23 protein-coding genes and 1 tRNA gene are annotated in these 21133 nt (G+C 38.0%); 2 read left to right on the forward strand and 22 right to left on the reverse strand.

Translation table 11 applies throughout. From position 1 onward, the window contains the following. Positions 1–153: 153 nt before the first annotated feature. From gap to MKX57_RS19780, 7 genes are all read right to left on the reverse strand, one after another. Entirely contained in the window at positions 154–1170 is a 1017-nt protein-coding gene (gap, locus tag MKX57_RS19750; protein ID WP_342550548.1) for a type I glyceraldehyde-3-phosphate dehydrogenase, read from the reverse strand. A 128-nt stretch (positions 1171–1298) separates the two neighbouring features. Further along, the gene (locus tag MKX57_RS19755; protein ID WP_089986249.1) at positions 1299–2345 is read right to left on the reverse strand and encodes a sugar-binding domain-containing protein; all 1047 of its coding nucleotides are present in this window, start codon (positions 2343–2345) and stop codon (positions 1299–1301) included. A 175-nt stretch (positions 2346–2520) separates the two neighbouring features. Continuing rightward, entirely contained in the window at positions 2521–2643 is a 123-nt protein-coding gene (locus MKX57_RS19760) for a hypothetical protein (protein ID WP_255250346.1), read from the reverse strand. A 256-nt stretch (positions 2644–2899) separates the two neighbouring features. Beyond that, entirely contained in the window at positions 2900–3133 is a 234-nt protein-coding gene (locus MKX57_RS19765) for a glutaredoxin family protein (protein WP_008173221.1), read from the reverse strand. Between the two features lie 161 nt (positions 3134–3294). Continuing rightward, positions 3295–5565: a S9 family peptidase gene (locus tag MKX57_RS19770; protein ID WP_342550549.1), complete on the reverse strand. Its 2271-nt coding sequence runs from the start codon at positions 5563–5565 to the stop codon at positions 3295–3297. Positions 5566–5695: 130 nt separating this feature from the next. Next, positions 5696–6445 carry a TPM domain-containing protein gene (locus MKX57_RS19775; protein WP_342550550.1) on the reverse strand — a complete coding sequence of 250 codons (750 nt, stop codon included), beginning with the start codon at positions 6443–6445 and terminating at the stop codon, positions 5696–5698. After that, positions 6445–7026, reverse strand: a complete 582-nt coding sequence (locus MKX57_RS19780; RefSeq protein ID WP_089986252.1) for a LemA family protein — start codon at positions 7024–7026, stop codon at positions 6445–6447. Before MKX57_RS19780 ends, MKX57_RS19775 begins: the two co-directional genes overlap by 1 nt. A 132-nt stretch (positions 7027–7158) precedes the next feature. On the opposite strand from MKX57_RS19780, the gene MKX57_RS19785 reads away from it, so the two are divergent. Next, complete coding sequence (locus MKX57_RS19785; protein WP_008173231.1) at positions 7159–7776, forward strand: spore coat protein; 618 nt, start codon at positions 7159–7161, stop codon at positions 7774–7776. A 54-nt stretch (positions 7777–7830) separates the two neighbouring features. Here MKX57_RS19785 and MKX57_RS19790 read toward each other — a convergent pair whose 3' ends face one another. The 4 genes from MKX57_RS19790 to MKX57_RS19805 all read right to left on the reverse strand — a co-directional run bounded on the left by MKX57_RS19790 (position 7831) and on the right by MKX57_RS19805 (position 10703). After that, the gene (locus MKX57_RS19790) at positions 7831–8553 is read right to left on the reverse strand and encodes an amino acid ABC transporter ATP-binding protein (protein ID WP_008173232.1); all 723 of its coding nucleotides are present in this window, start codon (positions 8551–8553) and stop codon (positions 7831–7833) included. Then, positions 8550–9254 carry an amino acid ABC transporter permease gene (locus MKX57_RS19795; RefSeq protein WP_036120219.1) on the reverse strand — a complete coding sequence of 235 codons (705 nt, stop codon included), beginning with the start codon at positions 9252–9254 and terminating at the stop codon, positions 8550–8552. Before MKX57_RS19795 ends, MKX57_RS19790 begins: the two co-directional genes overlap by 4 nt. A gap of 80 nt (positions 9255–9334) precedes the next feature. Continuing rightward, positions 9335–10129: a basic amino acid ABC transporter substrate-binding protein gene (locus MKX57_RS19800; RefSeq protein WP_089986253.1), complete on the reverse strand. Its 795-nt coding sequence runs from the start codon at positions 10127–10129 to the stop codon at positions 9335–9337. Between the two features lie 499 nt (positions 10130–10628). Beyond that, positions 10629–10703, reverse strand: a tRNA-Arg gene (locus MKX57_RS19805). 317 nt (positions 10704–11020) lie between these two features. Here MKX57_RS19805 and clpP point away from each other — a divergent pair. Next, positions 11021–11614: an ATP-dependent Clp endopeptidase proteolytic subunit ClpP gene (gene clpP / locus MKX57_RS19810; protein ID WP_008173241.1), complete on the forward strand. Its 594-nt coding sequence runs from the start codon at positions 11021–11023 to the stop codon at positions 11612–11614. Between the two features lie 51 nt (positions 11615–11665). Here clpP and MKX57_RS19815 read toward each other — a convergent pair whose 3' ends face one another. The 11 genes from MKX57_RS19815 to hisB all read right to left on the reverse strand — a co-directional run bounded on the left by MKX57_RS19815 (position 11666) and on the right by hisB (position 21133). Beyond that, on the reverse strand, positions 11666–11923 hold the full coding sequence (locus MKX57_RS19815) for an HPr family phosphocarrier protein (protein ID WP_008173242.1): 258 nt from the start codon (positions 11921–11923) through the stop codon (positions 11666–11668). Positions 11924–12036: 113 nt separating this feature from the next. Then, positions 12037–12984: a DNA-binding protein WhiA gene (whiA, locus tag MKX57_RS19820; RefSeq protein WP_008173244.1), complete on the reverse strand. Its 948-nt coding sequence runs from the start codon at positions 12982–12984 to the stop codon at positions 12037–12039. 88 nt (positions 12985–13072) lie between these two features. After that, positions 13073–14041 carry a YvcK family protein gene (locus MKX57_RS19825; protein ID WP_342550551.1) on the reverse strand — a complete coding sequence of 323 codons (969 nt, stop codon included), beginning with the start codon at positions 14039–14041 and terminating at the stop codon, positions 13073–13075. Between the two features lie 4 nt (positions 14042–14045). Further along, positions 14046–14939, reverse strand: coding sequence for an RNase adapter RapZ (gene rapZ, locus MKX57_RS19830; protein WP_008173248.1), 894 nt, complete (start codon positions 14937–14939; stop codon positions 14046–14048). Between the two features lie 9 nt (positions 14940–14948). After that, positions 14949–15416, reverse strand: a complete 468-nt coding sequence (locus MKX57_RS19835; protein WP_008173251.1) for an 8-oxo-dGTP diphosphatase — start codon at positions 15414–15416, stop codon at positions 14949–14951. A 328-nt stretch (positions 15417–15744) separates the two neighbouring features. Continuing rightward, a complete protein-coding gene (gene trxB / locus MKX57_RS19840) occupies positions 15745–16689 on the reverse strand; it encodes a thioredoxin-disulfide reductase (RefSeq protein ID WP_008173253.1) in 945 nt (314 codons plus the stop codon). A gap of 232 nt (positions 16690–16921) precedes the next feature. After that, on the reverse strand, positions 16922–18445 hold the full coding sequence (locus tag MKX57_RS19845) for a tetratricopeptide repeat protein (protein ID WP_342550552.1): 1524 nt from the start codon (positions 18443–18445) through the stop codon (positions 16922–16924). Positions 18446–18535: 90 nt separating this feature from the next. Further along, entirely contained in the window at positions 18536–19153 is a 618-nt protein-coding gene (gene hisIE, locus MKX57_RS19850; protein ID WP_089986254.1) for a bifunctional phosphoribosyl-AMP cyclohydrolase/phosphoribosyl-ATP diphosphatase HisIE, read from the reverse strand. Further along, complete coding sequence (hisF, locus tag MKX57_RS19855) at positions 19150–19911, reverse strand: imidazole glycerol phosphate synthase subunit HisF (protein ID WP_090003048.1); 762 nt, start codon at positions 19909–19911, stop codon at positions 19150–19152. Before hisF ends, hisIE begins: the two co-directional genes overlap by 4 nt. Beyond that, positions 19905–20537, reverse strand: coding sequence for an imidazole glycerol phosphate synthase subunit HisH (gene hisH, locus MKX57_RS19860; RefSeq protein ID WP_090003047.1), 633 nt, complete (start codon positions 20535–20537; stop codon positions 19905–19907). Before hisH ends, hisF begins: the two co-directional genes overlap by 7 nt. Next, a complete protein-coding gene (hisB, locus tag MKX57_RS19865; protein WP_342550553.1) occupies positions 20534–21133 on the reverse strand; it encodes an imidazoleglycerol-phosphate dehydratase HisB in 600 nt (199 codons plus the stop codon). The genes hisH and hisB overlap by 4 nt, the downstream gene beginning before the upstream one ends.

Genomic DNA, 21133 nt, shown 5'->3' on the forward strand with positions numbered 1-21133 from the left:
CTGCTGAATTTAGACAAAAAGGGAGTAAGGGTTAACCCTTACTCCCATTACCCTTGTATATTATATCTATTCGATATTATAAAGGCTATACTTTTTGTGCATAAAAAGCAGTATTATGTCACACTTTTTACTCAAAATGTTGAAATATGATACTTATTTATTGTTTAACCCTTGTTCAGCAATGTATAAAGCTAAGTCCATTAAGCGAGTAGAGTAACCAATTTCGTTATCGTACCAAGCTAGAACCTTCACCATTTTGTTTTCTAATACCATTGTTGAAAGACCATCAACAGTAGAAGAATGGTGGTTACCGTTATAATCAATAGAAACTAATGGTAGTTCGTTGTAGTCTAAAATGCCTTTTAATTCATTTTCAGATGCTTCTTTTAATACCGCATTAATTGCTTCTTTCGTTACATCTGCTTTTAATTCTACAACTAAGTCTACACATGATACGTTAGGTGTTGGTACACGCATAGAGAAGCCATCTAATTTACCTTTTAATTGTGGTAATACTTTAGAAACGGCTACCGCTGCCCCCGTTGTTGTTGGAATCATAGATACCGCTCCTGCACGTGCACGACGTGGGTCAGAGTGTGGGAAGTCTAAGATTCGTTGATCGTTTGTGTAAGAGTGGATTGTTGTCATCATACCGCGTTCAATGCCAAATTTCTCATCAAGTACTTTCGCTACAGGCGCAAGACAGTTTGTTGTACAAGAAGCATTTGAGATAACATCATCTGTTGCTGGGTTATAGTCTGTATGGTTAACACCCATCACAAATGTAGGCATATCTCCTTTTGCTGGTGCAGAAAGGATTGCTTTTTTAGCTCCTGCTTCAATATGCTTCCCTACTTCTTCCACTGAACGGAAATGACCAGTACATTCAAGAACTACGTCTACTCCTAATTCACCCCATGGTAATTGTGAAGGATCTTTTTCAGCATATACTTTTATACGTTGACCATTTACTACGAAAGAATCTTCATCTGCATTGACTTCAGCATCATAGATACCGTGGACTGAATCATATTTCAATAAGTGTGCAAGCTGACCTGCGTCTGTTAAGTCGTTTACAGCTACTACTTCAAATTCATTTTGCTTCATTGCCTCACGAAATACTAAACGTCCAATACGTCCAAATCCATTAATTGCTAATTTTAATACCATTGTTAATTCCTCCAATAATGTGTAATGTCTGCCTCCATTGAAATAGAGACGTTAAATTGCTTTTATGCTCATTCAAAAAATGCTTCAACATTTTTTGAGATCGAGTGACATGGTAATGCTCACACCCATCAATCAAAATGGCTGTCAGTAGATAAAGTAGCGGCAATGGCTTTTGCGGCTGCTTCATCTGTAATAAAAATCGTTTGCTTTGGCGCTACTTTAAAATAAGAAAGCATCGCATTGACCTTTTGTTTTCCTGCTGCCACGGCAATAACTTGCTGGCTATTTTTTACCTGTTCAAGCTGAATACCAATCGTGCGGATACGATGTACGATTTCACCATCGGCATTAAAGTAATAACCAAATGCCTCACTTACCGCGCCCTTCTCCTCAAGAATTCGCAAATCCTCAGAAGATGAATTACGTCGAATCGCCATTTCCTCTGCCGATCCAATGCCATGGATCACGCAATCTGCTCGATCATAATACGCCATCATTTCAGTTACCATAGGCTCTGTTAGCATTGCTTGATATGCTTGCTCACTTAAATGCTCAGGTAAAAATAATGTACGGTATTGTTCCTCCATCTGCATGGCAAATGTTGCAACAAGCGTATTCGCTTGCATTTGCATTTCATGACCAATTCCTCCGCGTGCGGCAACAAAGGTAATATCTTTTTGTCCCTCTAATGGATGTAAAAATTGAGCTAGAGAGGCAACTGATTTTCCACCAGTGACCGCTACAACTTGTTCATCAAAAGCAGTAGACATAAATTGCAATGCTGCTTCCTTGCCAAGCAAGGTTAGGATTGTATTGTCTTCACTATAGTCACCTGGTACAACAACAACATGTTGTATACCAAAATGATGTTCAAGCAATTTTGCAAGCTGGGTTAAACCAGACCATTCATAAACGATGGCTCTCAGTTTTTCAATGACTTCTTCACCATCATCTGTACATACCATACCCGACTTTTGCGAATCTAATAACCCTTGTTCACGTAAAATGTCAGTTTCTTTACGAATTTCTCTCTCTGTCATTTTCAATGAATCTGCGAGTGTTCGACGCCCGATAGGTTGCATAAGTTGAACGGCTTGCAAAATACGATATCTAGATTGCAGAAGCGGATACATTTCAGGAAGTAGCCTTTGCTGTGCCTCTGGAATAGTGAACATATTTATCTACTCCCTTGTTAATAAAGGTGGGTTCAATTAAGTCCCACTATATTATTTTGTGTCCCACTTATGATTTTATTATAATACGCATATTTGGAAAGTGCAAGTAATTGTATAGTTTTGGATTAAAAAAAAGCCCCATAGCTTTGTCATTAGCTACGGGACTTTGGTTTGCTTATTTTGTGAAAGATAAAATTGCGTTTTTCTTAAATCCTTCTAAAGCTTTTGTTGCTTCATTTTTATTTGTAAATTCAAAAATACGAACGTCCTTTTTTTCAAATACTGTAATAACCCACATTGTAAAATCTCCCTTCACATCGCTTTTGTAATATAACAACCACTAGAATTTGTGATACTTTTCATTATCTGTTTTATAACAACGTCTTACTTGATACCTATTCTACTCCGATTTTTATAAAATAAAAGACTAATGTGAAGGTCTTCACAAACTGTTCAAATTCAAACCGCTTTCATTGAACAATTTGTGAATTGTATGAATGACAACTAACAATAGAGCGATTTACGCCGTTATTATCTTTTTAAAGACATAGAACTTAACTGCCCAAGTACTCCATCAATGTAGCATAATCCAGATTACCGTATTGGATAACGACCCCATCCTTTTCTACTACAGGTATCATTAACATATATTTTTCGTGTATGAGATCATCCTCTTCAATATTAACTATTTCAATATCGAACGCTACATCTTCCTGTACAAGCTTTAATGTATGTAAGCCCTCTACACATAATGGACAATTAGCTCGACTAAAAAATTGAACAATCATGGATGGCACCTCCTGTTTCAATTATCTCTTCATCGTTGAACGATGACAATGCTAGCTACAACGATTGTAAACTATGTGGTGGATTCATTCAAAAGCTTACTAGAAAAATGAAAGGCATTGAGTGCGAATAACAAGCACATCAATGCCTTTTGGCTATTATGTTATTTTAAATGATGATCAAGGAATTTCAACATGGCATTATAGAATTCGATTCTGTTTTCTTCATTCGCGAAGCCATGGCCCTCATTATCCTTTAACATATACTCTACATCTACACCTCTAGCACGTAAAGCTTCGACAATTTGGTCGGATTCCGCTTTGTTGACACGTGGATCATTTGCGCCTTGTGCAACAAATAAAGGTGTTTTAATTTTATCTGCATGGAAGACCGGAGAAACCGCTGTTAATAATTCTTTATCTTTCTCTGGATGACCTACTCGTTCATAAAAAATGTCTCGCATAGTTTCCCAGTATGGTGGAATTGTATCTAATAGTGTGAAAATATTAGATACACCAACATAATCAACTGCTGCCGCATATAAATCTGGTGTATACGTAATGCCAGCTAATGTAGCATAACCACCAAATGAAGCACCGTAAATACCGATACGTTTAGGATCTGCAATACCCTGGTCAATCGCCCATTGAACGCCATCCGTTATATCATCTTGAATTTTCAAGCCCCATTGCTTATTACCAGCTTGAAGGAATTCCTTCCCATATCCAGTCGAGGAACGGAAGTTTACTTGTAGCACTGCATAGCCACGATTTGCTAATAGCTGTACTTCTGGATTGAATCCCCACATATCACGAGCCCACGGTCCACCATGTGGGTTTACAATAAGAGGTAGATCTTTAGCATTTTTATTTTTCGGCAATGTTAAATAACCATTTATAATTAATCCATCACGACTCTTATAAGAGATAGGATGCATTTCTGCAAGCTCTGAAGATTTCAACCAAGGGCTCAATGTTGCTAATTCTGTTAATTCATCTGTTGTTGAATCATAGTAATAATATTTTCCATAGATGGTGTCACTCGATACACTTACAATAAATTTTGTCATCTCTTTATTGTAATCGTTTATGCCCAATTGGCTTTCTTGAACACCAAGCTTGTTTTGAATTTTACGGAATAACTTTTCAAAATTTTTATCAAAGAATTGATAATGGATTTTATCCGTAGCATACGCACCATACAATAATTTATCTTTTTCAGCATTATACAATACACCCGAAACATCCACTTCATCATTGGACATGATTACTTCTTCTTTCCCTTGTAAGTCATACTTCACCACTTCTACTTTATCCCGGCCTTTATTGGATGTAGCATAAATAAACTTATTGTCCTTCGAGAAAGCTATCGGCATCACTTCATCCCCAGCACCGATTTTAATAAATGATCTGAATTCATCCTTTTCTGAATCTCGATAAAGGACAGTACCTTCCACCCCATCAGTAGCCACAGCTACACGTACATTGCCGTTACGATCTGCTAACCAGTTCGTAATATTGCCAGGATTTTTGGCGACGTGAGTCGTTTTACCCGTCTTTACATTTAGCTTGTACACATCAAAAACAGTAGCATCCTCTTTGTTCATCATAATAAGAATTTCGTCTTTTACACCCTGTAAGCTATCCAATATTCCTACCGTTACGTTAGGATATGGCGTTAAATCTTTTTCCACAGAACCGTTAAAGGTTGTAGAATAAATATGGAAGTTTTCATCTCCACCTTTATCTTTCAAATAAAGTAAAGCATCATCCTTCCAGAAAAAACCTGCAATATCTCGATCCTTTGAGCTTGATACACGAACAGGCTCACTATTATCATTCATTTTTTTCACGAATACATTCGAGCGGTTCTCCCATTCAGAGGCAAATGTAATGTAATTACCATCAGGGGAAAGTTCGTAGCCAAAATTCCCTGGATTTTTCATAAAATCTTCCACAGAAATTTCTTTTACTCCTTTATTATTGGAACCATTTTTTATATGTTTAACATTGTTAAGGAGTTTGCCAGCATCTTGTTTCGTAATAAAATCTGTACTTGAAGATACTCCCTTAAAGAAACCAAGCTTATTGGCCTTCTTTAAATACTCTGCTAGTGACTTTTCTTTTCCTTCTTTATTGGCACCTCTAACTAAAATCCTAGCTGCTTGATCACGTTTAATAGTAGCGCTTAAGTCTGAAATCTCTCCAGCCTTTATCCATTGATCCTTAATTTGTTGACGCATTGAATCAGAGCCATGCTGGAATGTTAAAGCTGTTACTGCTAAATCCAGAAATTCCTGTGCTGAAAGATGTTCCTCTTGTGCTAATACAACATTTGTTTCATTGGCAGCACGTACTTCTTGCAATGTTGCAGGAATAACCGTAGCAGTTGTTAGTATAATTGCTAATGATGCAGTTAAAAATCTTTTTTTCAAAATGATTCCTCCCTATATCAGTTTACGTTATATCGATAGTCGATATATTCAAATTATACCATTATTTGTATTTTTGTCAATATTTTCATATTAAAAGCGAACTAAATAATTAGCTCGCTTGTCGTTAGTATTAAAATTTTCGGCTTGCCCCTCCACCTGCTGAAGAGCCGCCACCAAACCCTCCAAAACCGCCACCACCTGAACGTCCGCCACCAAAGCCACCAGGATAACCGCCGTAGCCTCTCCCACGAGGTCCGCCTCTTCCGCCTTTTGAAAAAGAAGAAAAAATGAGGACTATTATAACGATGACAATACTGAGCCAGATGGGCATTCCTTCCTCCTCCTTTGCACCTGCAGGTAATTCACCATTCCAATTATACTCTTCAGCTACAGTACGAAAGACCTCCGCATATGTAGCTAGAAAGGCTTGATCATTATCACCTTCACTTGCAAAGGGATAAAATGCATTATCTAAAATACGCCCTAATTTACCGTCTGGTAATGCTCCCTCTAAGCCTTGACCTACAGCTATCACCACATCATTTTGGCCTTCGCCCTGTCCAAATGTAGCGAGTATAAGGACACCATTATTTTTCTCTTTGTCCCCAATGCCCCAGGAACGAATCATCTTTGTCGCATACATTTTCGCCTCCTGCCCATGAAGGCTATCAACGGTTACGACCATGATTTCAGCACCTGTCCCTTTATCTAATTGCTCTGAATAATGGTTTAGCTCCTGTTTTACATCTAAAGATAGGACATTCGCAAAATCATGGATATACGTATTTTTCATTGGTGAAGGTATTGCTGCTTTCGTCATAGTCATGCTAAAAAGAAGCACTGAGCAAACGATAAGCAGCTGTATAATACAACGCTTCATCACTGTGTACCCGATTGACTAAAATCAATAGACGGTGCTTGTTCGGCACCCGCAGCGGCTTTAAAGTATTCTTTTTGTTCAAATCCAAACATCCCTGCCATTAAATTGCCAGGAAAGCGTTTAACATGCTTATTAAATTGTTGTACTTCATTATTATAATCCTCGCGCGCAACTGCCAAGCGATTTTCTGTGCCAGCAAGCTCATCCATTAACTGACGAAAATTTGCATCTGCCTTTAAGTTCGGGTAGTTTTCCACGACTACTAGTAAACGACTAAGCGCACCAGATAAAGCATCATTCGCAACAGCTTGCTGTTCAGGAGTATTAGCATTGCCCATTTGAGCACGTGCGTTAGTAATATCCGCAATGATCTGTTGCTCGTGATTCGCATACCCTTTCACAGATTCAACCAAATTGGGAATTAAATCGTAGCGGCGTTGGAGCTGGTTTTCAACTTGCGCCCATTTGGAATCTACATTTTCCTCAGCTGTTACTAAACTGTTATATTTAGGAATCAATACTAAGGCTAACACGATAAGAATGATAACAATTATCCCAATTGGTCCAAACCATTTCTTCATTTTCTAAAACCTCCTTGACTTGCATTTCCTTTTGTTAGTCTACATTTTTGCCTTTGCATTTATACCGTATGAAAATCATTTGGCTTGACATACTAAATACTGCATCAAAAATTATATGAGGAGGCGTTTTTTTTGTCACAATCGTTTTACAATGAATCATCATCCAATCAAACAAATTTCAATCAACAACATAGTCTAAATCATGGTGGACACGAAATGATGGACATGCATGAAGCAATTGGTGAAATTATCGCTGGTATGAACCAAGCGATCATTTTACGTCCACAAGTAAAGGATCAAGAATTACTCAGCATTTTGGATCGCCAATATAATTTTACATTGGGTATGTATAATACGATTGTTGAGTCCTTTAAAACAGGTCATGATCCATCTGTTCCTACGGGACGTTACCAAATGGAAACAGGCAATGACTTTAAATATGGCTTAACTCCAGGCCAACCAAAAAAACCAATGCAAAACGCTAATGAAATTAATGATGAAGCCATTTCTGGTTTCTTACTAGGCGCTCAAAAGGGAGCAGCAAAATGTATGACGGCTGCTGCAACAGAAACGACAAACCCTGTTGTTCGTCGTGTTGTTGCTGATAGTATTCCCAACTGCATTGAAATGGCCTATGAATTATCCATTTACCAAAATAAACATGGCTATTATCAAGTGCCTCAGTACTCTCAACAAGATATGCAAACGATGCTTAATGCATACGATACAACCTCTAATCCCCTTCATTAAAAATCAAAAGGCAGTCCATGGTGATGAATTCTCATCATGGACTGCCTTTTCTCATTATAATACTTTTCCTAAAAATGCTTTCGTACGTTCACTTTGTGGGTTTCCGAATAATTCCTCAGGCAACCCCTCTTCCACAATATAGCCACCATCCATAAAGACTACTCGATCACCAACCTCACGAGCAAAGCCCATTTCATGTGTGACTACAATCATTGTCATCCCTTCAGCCGCTAGATTTTTCATTACATCTAACACCTCTTTTACCATTTCAGGATCAAGAGCTGAAGTAGGCTCATCAAATAGAATGGCCTTTGGCTTCATTGCTAACGCACGTGCAATAGCTACACGCTGCTGTTGTCCACCTGATAGCTGTTCAGGATAATTATAGGCTTTACTGTCGAGACCCACCTTTTTTAACAGCTCATGCCCAAGCTCTTCAGCTTCTGGACGACTCATTTTACGAATTTGCATGGGAGCCATCGTGACATTATCGATGACGTTCATATGAGGGAATAAGTTAAATTGTTGAAACACCATTCCCACCTCTGCTCGAATCTCATTGATATTCGTTTTCGGATCATTGATCTTCACATCTTCAATATAAATAGCACCGTCCGTTACTTCTTCTAGCATATTAATGCAACGTAAAAAAGTACTTTTTCCTGAACCAGAAGGCCCAATGACACATACAACTTGTTTTTCTTGGATTTCATAATCAATCCCTTTTAATACTTCTAGCTTACCAAAATATTTGTGTAGGTTCTCAATTCTTATCATCTTGCTTCCCGCCCTTCTGCCTTACGAGGGACATAACTATTGCTAAATCGTTTCTCAATAAATGCAACAATCTTCGTTACACCATACGTTAATATTAAATATAGTAATGCAGCAACAATATACGGTTCCCAGAAACGGAAGCTTGCACCTGCAACAACTTTACTAGCATATAGAATATCTGGTGCAGCGATGACTGTTACTAGTGAGGAATCCTTTAATAATGCTATGAATTCATTCCCTAATGGCGGGATCATGCGTCTAAAGGCCTGCGGTAAAATAACCTTACGCATCGCTTGGTTATGTGTAAGACCAAGAGAACGAGCGGCCTCCATTTGCCCCTTTGCAATACTTTGGATACCTGCACGGAAAATTTCTGCATTGTAAGCAGCACAGTTTAAAATAAGCGCGGTAATCCCTGAAACCATATACCCTAAAGAATGTCCAAAAATGGTTGGAATAACGGCTAAGTGTATTAATAAAATTTGAACAAGCATTGGTGTTCCGCGGAATAAATCAACATATAATTTTGATGGCCAATATATCCATTTTTTACTTGATAATTTCCCTAGTCCTAAAAACAGTCCTAAAAGAATACCGCCAAAATAACCACTAAGTGTCAAAATAAGTGTTACGCCAATACCTCGTATAAACATATCTCGGTAGTTCCAGACAATGTCCCAGCGTAGGTCAAAGATGTCCATCCGAAAACCCCATTTCCCCTTTAAAGTTACATCAATTAAATGAGTCGCTAGCATACTGCTTGGCGAGTGGCATTACCATATTATTCGAAATCAGTACCTGTAATTTCTTTTAATTTACCGTTTTCTTTAATCTTTTTCAGACCTTCATTTAATTTATCTAAAAGCTCTTTATTCCCCTTTTGAACCATAAAGCCATAATATTCTTTTTCGAATGCGTCATCTTGAATGACTTTAATTTTTTGATCTGGATGCGCTTTAATATATTCGTATACTACCGCATTGTCTCCAATAGCTGCATCAACATTACCATTTAGCATTTCTTGAATTGCGATTGGCTGACTTTCAAAAGCCATAATATTTGTACTTGCTTCACCTTGTAGCTTTTTAGCTGCCATATGGCCAGTAGCATTAATTTGTACGGACACCTTTTTGTCTTTTAATTCATCTAATGATTTAATCTTTGAATCTTCTTTCACAACAATTAATAATTGAGATTCATAGTATGGCTCAGTAAAATCGAATGATTCTTTGCGCTCATCTGTAATTGTAATCCCTGAAGCACCAATATGTGTTTCACCGTTTTTAATTGTTTGGAAAACGGGTTCCCAACCAATATTATTCCACTCTACTTCGAAATTCATTTCATCAGCAATTGCTTTTAAAATATCGACATCAATCCCCACAATTTTCCCTTTATCGTCAACAGATTCAAACGGTGCAAAAGTTGCTTCTGTACCTACTTTATATACTTTCTTGCCATCCGCACCTTCTGAAGGTGTGCTACCAGAAGAGGCATTGTCCTTTGTGCCACATCCTGCAAGTGCTAAAGTTAGCGCTGCTATCATCATAAGTAACATCCAAGCTGTTTTTTTCATTGCATTTCCCCCTATTTCGATAATTTTCCATCCTGCGTATTATTTTTCGCAATTCGGAAATGTTAGACTATTAGGTCAATTATATTAATATTATAGTATTTGCACAACAACTTTTCGCATAAAACTAAATATTTTTTCATATTAATTAATGGTAAAACCATTTATATAGAAAAAATAAGCATTAATAACAAGATATCGAACCTAAAACTAATATATATACAATAGAAGCGATGTCAAATTTCGATAAATTTAAACAAAAAAAAAAGAATCCCCTCAGAAAGGATTCTTTTTTCGGCTATTACTAGCCTTCACGGACAGTATGTTCACTAAAAAATAATTTGGAGTTGTTGCTTTCTTGAAGGTTTGAAAGGCATAAATAGGGGAATAATGCCAACTAGGACAGTATTCCCGTTACTTTTCCTCTCTATCCCCACTAAGCAGGCTGCTAAACTACTTATTAGGAGATTGAGCTATTACAGTATATCAATATTCAGTAAAATGGCGCCCTCGGAGGGAATCGAACCCCCAGTGCAAGAACCGGAATCTTACGTGTTATCCATTACACCACGAGGGCAAAAAACACAAAAAAAAAGTACTCACCCTAGGCTTACGAAAAGCATGATGTAGATAATCCTCTTTTGAAGCATACCTGCAAAATAGTGTCCTGTACTTTCAAACTTATAACCTTACCTATTATACAAACGTATCACATATAATTCAACCATAGAATGCAAAAAGAATTTATTTTTTTTATTTTAATTAATTTCACTTTAGCAGGGTTAATATTTGACCTTCCCTGACTATAATGTGTATGATAAGGTTACAGCTGAAATAAACAATGTAGATTTCAGCAAAGGTAATCGAATTTAGTTTTTTGAAGGAGGATTTAACATGAATTTAATTCCTACAGTTATTGAACAAACAAGCCGTGGTGAGCGTGCATATGACATTTATTCACGTCTACTTAAAGACCGCATTATCCTTTTAGGAAGTGCTATCGATGACAATGTGGCGAACTCCATTGTCGCACAGCTACTTTTCCTACAAGCAGAAGATCCAGACAAAGACATTTCTCTTTACATTAATTCGCCAGGTGGATCAATTACGGCTGGTATGGCTATTTATGACACAATGCAAATTATTAAGCCAAAAGTTCAAACGATTTGTATTGGTATGGCTGCATCAATGGGAGCTTTCTTACTTGCTGCGGGTGAACCTGGTAAACGTTTTGCATTACCAAATGCGGAAGTAATGATTCACCAACCACTAGGTGGCGCACAAGGTCAAGCGACAGAAATTGAAATTGCTGCTAAACGTATTTTATTCTTACGTGAAAAATTAAACGGCATTTTATCTGAACGCACTGGTCAACCACTTGAAGTCATTGCAAGAGACACAGATCGTGATAACTTCATGACAGCTGAACGTGCAAAAGAATATGGTTTAATCGATCACATTATGCACCGTAGTACGGATAATAAATAATACTAAAAAGCCTCCCAGAAAATTACTCTGAGAGGCATTTTTATTTGTTTGTTAATCTTCATTTTCAATAATTGCAGCTAATGCTGTAACCGCTTGCTCGGCATCATTGCCTTCACTACTTAACGTTACTTCGGTACCTTTCGCAACCGCTAAGCTCATGACACCCATTATCGATTTGGCATTCACTTTTTTTTCATCTTTTTCTAGAAAGATATCCGCACTGAAACGATTGGCCTCCTGCACAAATAGTGCCGCTTGTCTAGCTTGTAGTCCTAATTTTAATTTAACCTGGACTCTTCTCTCGATCATTCTCAAAACTCCCCTTCACTACCGTTCATCTATTAGTTTTATCTTACCTTACTTACTAGCAAAAGAACAATAAGCGATTACGCATGACATTCATACCTGAAAAGTATGAAAACTTAACCGCCTATTTTTTCACCGCGTCTTAATGCATCTGCTATTTCGTCTATTTTTCTTAAACGATGGTTGACACCTGATTTGCTGACGGTACCACTGGATACCATTTCACCAAGTTCTTTTAACGTAACATCTTGATACTCTACTCGTAATCGTGCAATTTCACGAAGCTTTTCTGGTAGTTGGTCAAGTCCAATAGAATTTTCAATAAATCGAATATTCTCTACCTGCCGTAATGCTGCTCCAATTGTTTTGTTTAGATTGGCTGTTTCACAGTTCACAATACGATTGACACTATTGCGCATGTCTCGCAATATCCGAACATCCTCAAATTTCATCATTGCCTGATGGGCGCCTACAATATTAAGGAAATCAGAAATTTTTTCCGCTTCCTTTAAATAAGTAACAAAGCCTTTTTTGCGTTCAATTGTTTTGGCATTGAGTTCAAATTCATTCATTAAATCCATCAATGCTTCACCATGTTCTTTATATAAAGAATAAATTTCTAAATGGTAGGCGGACGTTTCTGGGTTATTGACAGAGCCTCCTGCCAAAAATGCACCTCTTAAATAGGCTCTTTTTTGACCATTTTTTTTAATGAGCTTTCTTGAGATCGTATGATTAAATTGAAAGTCGTCTGAGATGATTTCTAAATCAATTAACAGCTCGCGCGCTCCTTCTCTTACACGGCAAATATATACGTTATTTTTTTTCAATCGCATTTTCTTACGAACTAGTAATTCCACATTGTACGGATACAATTTTTTCATAATCGTATATAGTCTTCTTGCAATTGCAGCGTTTTCAGTTTGCACGTCCAAGCTTAGTTGTTTATTCGCAAAGGATAATGAACCATTCATACGAATTAGGGCAGAAACTTCTGCTTTCATACAATGATTGTCCGCTTCTATTTGGGTTAATTCCTTTTTCGTTTCAGAAGCAAAAGACATATCACGCCCCCCTTTCAATCATAATTTCTATGTATATGTTCATCTTACCATATACAATAAACACTTTATGTTTCTATTATCGGTTCTCTTACCGATCATAAATACCGGCATAATCTACCAGCCACTCTGCAACATTCGTAGCAGTATGTCGAACCGTACCATCTGATCGAATTGTAGCAATATCGCGTCTTATAACCTCTAATCCCATACTTTCAAGCTTTGCCACATCAAATGTCACTGGCTCTGCTCTTTCTTCTTTATACAATTCTTTTACTGGATTCGGCAATTCTTCATCATTAACTAAAATCGAATCAATAAAGGATGCGCCAACATGCTTATGTATGGCCGATACATGATCACCTGCTGTATAAGAAATGGTTTCACCTTTTTGTGTCATTAAATTACAAACATATATTTTTCTTCCTTTTGCTTTCACAACAGCTTCCCCAATCTCTTTGACAAGGAGATTTGGAATAATACTTGTGTATAAGCTTCCTGGGCCAATTAATATATAGTCTGCACGCTGAATTGCCCGAATAGCTTCTGGTAACGGTTGCACGTTTTCAGGTACTAAAAAAACGCGATCAATGCGTTTTGTCGCTGTCGGGACTTTTGATTCACCTTCAATGATTGAACCATCCTCTAACACAGCATGTAAGTTAATTTTTTTATTGGCTGCTGGTATTACACGGCCGTGTACTTTTAATACCTTCCCCATCTCACTTATAGCATGGTTAAAATCACCAGTAATATCAGTAAGTGCTGTTAGCATTAAGTTCCCTAAGGAATGGCCACGTAAATCCTCTGACGCTGAAAAACGGTATTGAAACATTTGCTCCACTAGCGGTTCAATATCTGATAATGCCGCAATGACATTACGAACATCACCTGGTGGTGGAATATCATAATCATCTCGTAAACGTCCTGAAGAGCCGCCATCGTCTGCTACCGTCACAATAGCAGTAATATCAAATGGATGGTGCTTGAGCCCACGAAGTAATGTAGATAGTCCTGTTCCACCACCAATTACCACAAGCTTTGTTTGCTTTTTCCCCATTCACTCATTCCTTTCTACGATTAATATCACGATGCGTAATAACCGTATTCTCTTTGTTGGCTAAATAAGCCCCAAAAAACTCTGCTAAAGTTACTGAACGATGCTGACCACCTGTACAACCAAAAGCGATAACGAGTTGTGATTTACCTTCTTGTCGATAAAGAGGAATCATAAAGTCGAACAAATCCGTTAGTTTTTGTATAAGTATTTGCGTATCTTCCAAGGCTAAAACATAGGAGGATACTTCTGTTTGAAGTCCCGTCTTTGGGCGTAGCTCTTCTACATAATACGGATTTTTAAGAAAACGAACATCGAACACTAAGTCTGCATCAATTGGCATACCATGCTTGAAGCCAAAAGACATGATGTTTACGGTAAAAATAGTATCTGCTTCACTGGCAAATTCTTTAACGATCTTTTCACGTAATTGCTTTGGTTTCATGTTAGATGTGTTATAAACAAAATTAGCACGGCCTTTTACTTCCGATAAAAGCGCTCGCTCTTGCTTTATACCATCTAAAGGTAAGCCACTTACTGCCAATGGATGGGCTCTTCTTGTTTCTTTATAGCGTCTTACTAATGTGGCATCATCTGCATCTAAAAATAAAATACGAGCTACAATGTCGCCTTCTTTTAGTATATGGTCTAACGCCCCAATAAGCGCATCAAAAAAGTTACCTCCACGCATATCCATCACTGCCGCAATACGTGTACTATTCTTTCCAGAATCTCTTAGCAGAGTTAAAAAAGTTGTAAGTAACGCAGGTGGTAAATTATCAATACAGTAATACCCTAAATCTTCAAAGCTTTGAATAGCTACTGTCTTCCCAGCTCCAGACATTCCTGTAATAATAACCAATTCATGTGTACTTTGTTGGCCTTCAACCACCACTGTCATGCAACTCCTTTATTGTTCTTTTGATATTTGTATTTTCTGATGAAGTAATTCAAAATTCGTTGTATAGTCAAACGTGCCATACTGAATACCTGATTGCGAAATAGCAAATTGTAAATTAGTGCGATCTCCTTCAGCCATTGGCAAATGTGCTAAATCCTCTACTGGGTGCCATGCAAGTTTACCTTCTCTAGTTTCTACAAACGGTATACCGTCTACATCCTTAGCAACAAATGTATAAAGCATCCATTCATCTACGACTTCATCATTTTCTTTAATGACCATCGTATAAACACCCTTTAGGTGTACATGTAAAGGTATAACATTTGTCTCTTCCTGAAATTCACGAATTGCAGCCTCAAAGATGGACTCACCGCTTTCCATTTTTCCACCCGGAGCAACGTACCAACCTCGTCTTGGTTTCTGAAGTAATAATACTTTACCGTCTTTTACGGCAATTAAATTTGCAATTCTTTGCATAGGCACACCTCTAATCACTTTTGCATTCTACTCTCCATTATAGCAAGACACAGCAAGATTTGTCCTCATTTACAACTCTCATACGTAGACATTTAACAATTTAGTTTTATCGAAGAATTTATTGAAAAAAAGCTCATGCTCTTTTCATGATCTATACAAATAAAAAAGTAGGTTGTTCCCACCTAATTGAGGCGGAAACAACCTACTAAACAAAATAAAAGGGGGATTGCTAATTACACTTTTAATCATACACCTTTTATATGTCATTCAAGTTACAACAATATTAAAACCACATTAAAATTGTATTTTTTTCCTTAAAATAGCCAAGTTATGCATTTATTTTCTCTAATAGCTCTTCTACATAATGCTGTACGGCTTGAGCTGCAATACTGCCATCACCAGTTGCTGTAACAATTTGACGTAGTGATTTTTCACGTACATCTCCAGCTGCAAAGATTCCTGGAATTGTTGTTTCCATATTATCATTTGTCAAAATATAACCAGCATCATTTAAAATACCTAAAGATTCAAATGGCTTTGTTAAAGGTAGCATACCGATATACACAAACACACCATCTGTTGTAAACTCTGATTCAGTTCCATCCACAGTTGATTGTAGTGTAACACTACCCACTTTACCATTAGCTTCATTAATTTCTTTTACTGTAGCATTCCAAATGAAATCAATTTTGTCATTTGCAAATGCACGATCTTGGAGGATTTTTTGTGCACGTAATTTATCACGACGGTGGACAATTGTTACTTTATCAGCAAAGCGTGTTAAATATACGCCCTCTTCTACAGCTGAATCTCCTCCGCCAACAACTACAAGATTTTTTTGTTTAAAGAACGCGCCATCACAAACTGCACAGTAGCTGACACCACGGCCGCCAAGTTCTTTTTCACCAGGCACACCCATTTTTTTATACTCTGCACCAGTTGTAATAATAATGGCACGTGTTTTATATTCTTTTGTACCTGATTTAATTGTTTTAAATTCTTCCCCGTCGATGATTTCTGTTACATCGCCATAGGCATATTCAGCACCGAATTTTTTAGCATGGTCAAACATTTTTGTAGAAAGCTCAGGTCCTAAAATTGTATCGAAACCAGGATAGTTTTCTACTTCTTCAGTGTTGGCCATTTGTCCACCAGGGATTCCTCGTTCAATCATAAGCGTTGCCAAATTAGCACGTGATGTATAAACAGCAGCAGTCATCCCCGCAGGACCTGCACCAATAATGACCACATCATAAATTTTTTCTTCCGACATAAATACTTCCCCCTAAACAGAATACTTTTTATCTTCATTCAACAATATAGTAGTGAAAGTGTAACGTCACCTACATATGATCCCAACTTACAATAGAGGGGATGAAGATAAACCATTGGCAACTAGCAAGGAGTAACACTCAAACGCAATGTTGCCAGGGCAAATTCTTGATAACGTTAGTATGTTCATCGTATGTGAAAGTATAAAGTTATTCAACTATGTTGCTCACACACTAATTATGACTGTCTGGTAAAAAAGCTAAAATTTCTTCAATATACTTCGATAAAGTGGCAACAGATACTCCATATTGTTGAGCTATTTCTTTTTTTGTCACCTTAAGCATTTGAGAAGATCTAAATAAATAATCATTTGCTCCTGCAATCGCTACAGGATTTGTAAAACGATAATTTTGAATTAAAGCTTGTTCACACAGGACAAACCACATTTGAAACATAGGTACAATCAATGATGATAATTTGCCATACTGCTCTAATAAAATTTCCGGCACATTTACAGCACGTAAAAAGCTGGCCTCTACTTTGTTTTTCTTTTCAAATTCATGACCAAGTGCATAGGCTAAAAATAATTTCTCAAACGCACCGAATTGCTCGATATTGACCCATTTAGGATGGGCGATTATTTCTTGCTTATGAGCCGTATCCTTCAATAAAAATAAGCCAAAGATACGCTCACTTGAATAGCTACTTTCTAATTTTTCAACAATAAAATTTCGATCATGTTCCAACGCATCCAGTGCAAATTCGTTGTCTTGTTGGCGCCAAGGTTCAAAGCCCTCTTTATCTGGGTCTACCTCTAGCAGTTGACCCCAAGCACTTTTAGAAACTTCCTCATGCCCTGAAAAATAAGCAGCATGGGATAACCAGAAATAAAAACCTGCGTCGCCTACATAGCCTCTTTTTTGCATACTGCGCAACCATTTATAGGCTAATTCATATTGCCCTATTAAAGCTAATGTAGCACCTAGTTTATAACGATGCTCCCATGTATATGGCTGAATTTTAACAAGGATATTTAATAGCTCTTGCAAATCTTCTTCATTCTTTTCGTAATACGCAATCACCGTTAAGTTACAAAGTGCATGTAAGTTTCCCTTATTTTCACGTAGTACTGTATGTAAGAGAGTCTTCGCCTGTTCCTCTTCTCCAACATAAAAATAAGCAAGTGCAAGATTATTATAGGCCGACCAAAAGGCTGGTCGATCTTCAATTAAATCTTCTAAAATAGTAATAGCTTCAGGAAAGTCGCCCTTCTCCATATGACGGCGAGCCTGTTCCTGACGATATAAATCCTCACCAGATCCTTCAAGCTCCTCAAATTCATCCTGCTCGAATGCGACAAATTCTAAAATTTCTGCTGCTTCATCTGCATATGCACCTTCAGGCTCTAGCTGCAAATACTCTTCAGCAAAGCGTTTAGCATCCTGCATGATGCCTACACAACCCGACACTTCCGCCATGTAAAAAATAATTTCCGGATTATCGGGGTCAATTTGATAGGAACGACGAAGCAGATCATACGCTTCTTCAAAACGTTGACCTTCTAACTCTACAATAGCAAGCTGCAAGATTATCATAGGATCATCTGGGCTAAGATCAACTGCACGCTGCAAATATTTATAGGCTTTATTCATTTGTCCACTGTTCATAGCTTGAATTGATTTTTTATAATAATAGTCGCCTGTTGGAATGAACGACACTATATTTGATTGGTTCTTATTTTGACGTTTCTTTTCCAATATATTTCCTCCGAAACAAGAAATAAGGAACGTATTAAACGTTCCTTTACACAGTAAACCCTATTATACCATACAATTAATAATATGCTGTTATTTCTCCTCGTGACGTTTTTTCAACACATGAAGAACATCATATATACTTACCTTTTGTTCTTGCAGTAATACTAGTAGGTGATAAATTAAATCAGCAGCCTCCCACTTTACTTCTTCTGCATCCCGATTTTTGGCCCCAATAACAACCTCTGTCGCTTCCTCCCCAACCTTTTTACAGATTTTATCGATACCCTTGTCAAATAGATATGTAGTATAAGCTCCTACAGGCATTTCCTGTTCTCGCTTTTCAATAACACTTACAAGTTTTGCAATCATTTCTACAGAGCCGACTTCAGCATTTTGCTGTACCACCTCTGTAAAGCAAGAAGTTGTACCATTATGACAGGCTGGACCATCTGGTAAAACCTCCACAACTAATGCATCTTGATCGCAGTCTGTTTTAATGGTGACAACCTTTTGTGTATGACCACTTGTCGCGCCCTTATGCCAAAGCTCTTGACGTGAACGAGAATAAAACCAAGTTTCACCTGATTCTATCGTTTTAACTAATGACTCTTTATTCATATAAGCCACTGTTAGTACTTCTTTCGTATTGGCATCCTGTACAACTGCCGGTACAAGACCTTTCTCATCAAATCGAATACGTTCTATCATCGTACTGCCACTCCTTTTTCCCGTAAGTATTCTTTCACTTGGGCTACGCTTGTTTCTTTATAATGGAAGATGGAAGCTGCAAGTGCTGCATCTGCATCAACTTCTTCTGCTAATACTTCGTAAAAATGTTCGGCATTTCCTGCCCCACCACTTGCAATAACAGGGACTGTCACAGCCTCTCGTACTGCTTTTGTTAATCCCAAATCAAAGCCAGATTTTTCTCCATCTTGATTCATACTAGTTAGTAAAATCTCACCTGCTCCTAAGCGCACCGCTTCCTTTGCCCAGTCAATAGCTGACCAAGTAGTTTTGTTGCGCCCACCATGGGTATAAACCATCCATGTACCGTCCTCTTCACTATAGCGAGCATCGATGGCCACGACGATGCATTGGGCACCAAAGAAATCGGAGCCTTCTTGAATAAGGGCAGGACGCTCTAAAGCGGAAGTATTAACAGAAACTTTATCCGCACCAGCGCGTAAAATACGCTTCATATCATCCAACGTCCGAATACCTCCACCAACTGTAAAAGGAATCGCTAATGTGGCTGCACTTTGTCGAACTACATCTATCATTGTTTCGCGACCTTCATGTGAAGCAGATATATCTAAAAATACGAGCTCATCTGCCCCTTGTTCATCATAGAATTTTGCTAGTTCCACTGGGTCACCAGCATCACGAATGGATACAAATTGTATCCCTTTTACAACACGGCCCTCCTTGACATCTAGACAGGGAATAATTCGTTTCGTTAGCATGCTTTCACACCTTTCAGCCATTGCTCCAATAAATATACGCCCAGCTCACCTGATTTTTCAGGGTGAAATTGCATACCTGTCACGGAACCTTTCGTTACAATACCGGGAACTCGTACGCCACAATAGTCTGCATAAGCAACAAGCTCAGACTCCTCAATATGAGTGGCATAAAACGAATGAACGAAATAGACATGCTTTGCAGGGGCACTATTTTCTAACCAAGCAGGACGATTCGCCATCACCAATTGGTTCCAGCCCATATGTGGCACTCGATATGCCCGCCCCTCATTTGTTCCACTAAATCGCTTAATTTGTCCTTTAAAGAAACCTAAGCCATTTGTTGATGTGACCTCATCACTTTGTTCAAATAATAATTGCATCCCTAAACAAATGCCTAAAAGAGGGCGATTTTGGCTTTGGGCTTTTATTAGATAACGATCTAATTTAGTCTCTGCTAAACGCTTTCTAGCATCCGGGAATGCCCCAACTCCTGGTAATAGTAATGCATCTGTAGCATCTAGCTTCTGTTCATCAGCTGTCACAACCACCTCACAGCCCAGTCGATTTAATGCTTGTACCACGCTAAATAAATTCCCCATACCATAATCAATCACACCTATTTTCACGTTAACAGCCCCTTAGTCGATGGTACTCCTTTAACACGTGGATCAATTTCTACGGCAGCATCAATCGCTCTAGCTAATGCTTTAAAAATCGCCTCAATGATATGGTGCGTATTATGTCCATAGGGTACAATCACATGTACATTCATTCGTGCTTCCAAGGCAAATTTCCACAAAAACTCATGCACTAATTCTGTATCAAAAGTTCCCACCTTTTCTTTTAAAGCGGGCACACGGTATTCTAAGTGTGGACGATTCGAGCAATCAACCACCACCTGCGCAAGTGCATCATCCATTGGCACAAATGCCGTTCCATAGCGTTTAATGCCCTTCTTATCGCCAAGTGCTTCTCGAATTGCTTGCCCTAACACAATGCCAAGATCCTCCGTAGTATGGTGATCATCGATATAGGTATCCCCATTCGCATGGATGGTCCCGTCAAAAAGACCATGCTTGATAAATAAATCCAGCATATGGTCCATAAAACCTACGCCTGTTTTAATGTTTGCCTTCCCTCCACCATCTAAATTGATAGCTATTGAAATTTGCGTTTCATTAGTTGTTCGCTCTACTTGTGCAAATCGTTTCTTTTCCGTCAT

Source organism: Lysinibacillus sp. FSL M8-0216 (genome assembly GCF_038595555.1).
In the GTDB taxonomy this organism is placed as follows: Bacteria; Bacillota; Bacilli; order Bacillales_A; family Planococcaceae; genus Lysinibacillus; species Lysinibacillus fusiformis.